Annotated in this window: 3 protein-coding genes; 1 reads left to right on the top strand and 2 read right to left on the bottom strand. The window is 56.8% G+C overall.

Going from position 1 to position 2,034, the window contains the following annotated elements; translation table 11 throughout:
- Both sdhD and sdhC read right to left on the bottom strand, forming a co-directional pair.
- Positions 1–337, bottom strand: a 337-nt coding sequence (gene sdhD / locus AC1DLB_RS28605; RefSeq protein ID WP_477786147.1) for a succinate dehydrogenase, hydrophobic membrane anchor protein, incomplete at its 3' end; no start/stop codon positions are given.
- Positions 331–705: a succinate dehydrogenase, cytochrome b556 subunit gene (gene sdhC, locus AC1DLB_RS28600; protein WP_015096190.1), complete on the bottom strand. Its 375-nt coding sequence runs from the start codon at positions 703–705 to the stop codon at positions 331–333. The genes sdhC and sdhD, both read right to left, overlap by 7 nt.
- A 363-nt stretch (positions 706–1,068) precedes the next feature.
- Here sdhC and gltA point away from each other — a divergent pair.
- The coding region (gltA, locus tag AC1DLB_RS28595; RefSeq protein WP_477786146.1) for a citrate synthase at positions 1,069–2,034 on the top strand (966 nt) is incomplete at its 3' end.

The raw sequence follows: 2,034 nt of genomic DNA, 5'->3' as shown, positions 1-2,034 counted from the left end.
CGAAGTAAGCGAACATCGCAACGCCGCATACCGCCTGGAAAAGGAAACGTACTGCAGTCGCGGACTTGCCCAGCGCCATCGGCGTCAGGTAGTCGGTCGCGATGGTCCACATGCCGACCCAGGCGTGAGCGCCCAGGGCCACAAGGGCCAGCAGACTGAAGATACGCATCCCGTTGTGGGCGAACAGGCCATGCCATTGGGCGTAGCCAATGCCAGGATTCGCAGCGAGGTATCCGATCAGGAAAATGAAATAAGCCGCGAGAACAACCGCAGACACACGTTGCGCCATCCAGTCATAGAGGCCCGAACGCGAAAGGTTCGTAACGCTGGTTACCATATCCAAACTCCTGCCAGAACGATCAACACCACGGAAACGGCGATGATAATTTTCGAGCCCAGGCGGCCGCCTTCCAGCGTCTCACCGATGCCCATGTCCATGATCAAGTGGCGCACACCGGCTACCAGGTGATACAGAAGAGCGGACAGGAGGCCCCATGCTACGAACTTGGCCAGCGGGCTGGTCAAGCATGCCTTCACCTCGGCAAAACCTTCCTCGGAACCCAGAGACTTGCCCAATGCATAAAGCATGAAGCCAAGGCCCAGGAAGAGGATGATGCCGGAAACACGGTGAAGAAACGACGTAACGCCGGTGATGGGGAGTTTGATGGTCCTTAGGTCTAGGTTTACAGGTCGTTGGCTTTTCACGGCTTTTTTTTCACACTGAAGAGCCCCTAACAATCAGGGCAAAGTTGTTGGGGAGTGCACTGGTCAGGTAACCACCACCCAGGGATGCGACCCCCAATAAAGCAGGCCCAAAAGCCCCTGGCGGTCGGTGGCCGAGTATAGACAGTTAGGCTACTAATGACAACGCGTTCACCTTCCCCTAATAGCGGATTGCACAAGTGACATAAAAGGCGTAAACGGCAGACAATTTCGAGAAAAAAGTGCGGTTAAAGCCTTCTGGAGCAAGACTTTAGGCAAATTGACATTCGAATTTATCTCACTATAGTGGTGCGGGCCCTGCGTGGGGGGTCTGTCTGATGATTTCAAGCATAAATAGGAGGCCACATGGCTGACAAAAAAGCGCAGTTGATCATCGAGGGCGCAGCCCCCGTCGAGCTGCCCATTTTAACCGGCACCGTTGGTCCCGATGTTATCGACGTTCGGGGCCTGACGGCCACGGGCCGTTTCACCTTTGACCCTGGTTTCATGTCGACCGCCTCCTGCGAGTCGAAGATCACCTACATCGACGGCGACAACGGTATTCTGCTGCACCGCGGCTACCCGATCGAACAGCTGGCTGAAAAGTCGGACTACCTGGAAACCTGCTACCTGCTGCTCAACGGCGAGCTGCCGACCGCAGAACAGAAGGCCCAGTTCGTCGGCACCGTGAAGAACCACACCATGGTCCACGAGCAGTTGAAGACCTTCTTCAACGGCTTCCGTCGCGACGCCCACCCGATGGCCGTCATGTGCGGTGTAGTTGGCGCCCTCTCGGCGTTCTACCACGACTCCCTCGACATCAATAACCCGCAGCATCGCGAAATTTCCGCGATCCGCCTGGTTGCCAAGATGCCGACCCTGGCTGCAATGGTTTACAAGTACTCCATGGGCCAACCCATGATGTACCCGCGCAACGACCTGTCGTACGCGGAAAACTTCCTGCACATGATGTTCAACACCCCGTGCGAGATCAAACCGATCAGCCCGGTACTCGCCAAGGCCATGGACCGGATCTTCATCCTCCATGCCGACCACGAACAGAACGCATCGACCTCCACCGTACGTCTGGCAGGTTCCTCGGGTGCCAACCCGTTCGCCTGTATCGCCGCCGGTATCGCTGCACTGTGGGGCCCTGCCCACGGCGGTGCGAACGAAGCCGTGTTGACCATGCTCGATGAAATTGGCGATGTCTCGAACATCGACAAGTACATCGCCAAGGCCAAAGACAAGAACGATCCGTTCAAACTGATGGGCTTCGGTCACCGGGTTTACAAAAACCGCGACCCACGCGCTACCGTCATGAAGCAGACC

This window comes from Pseudomonas sp. 05N434 (assembly GCF_056396965.1).
This window is presented reverse-complemented; position numbering and strand designations above follow the sequence as displayed.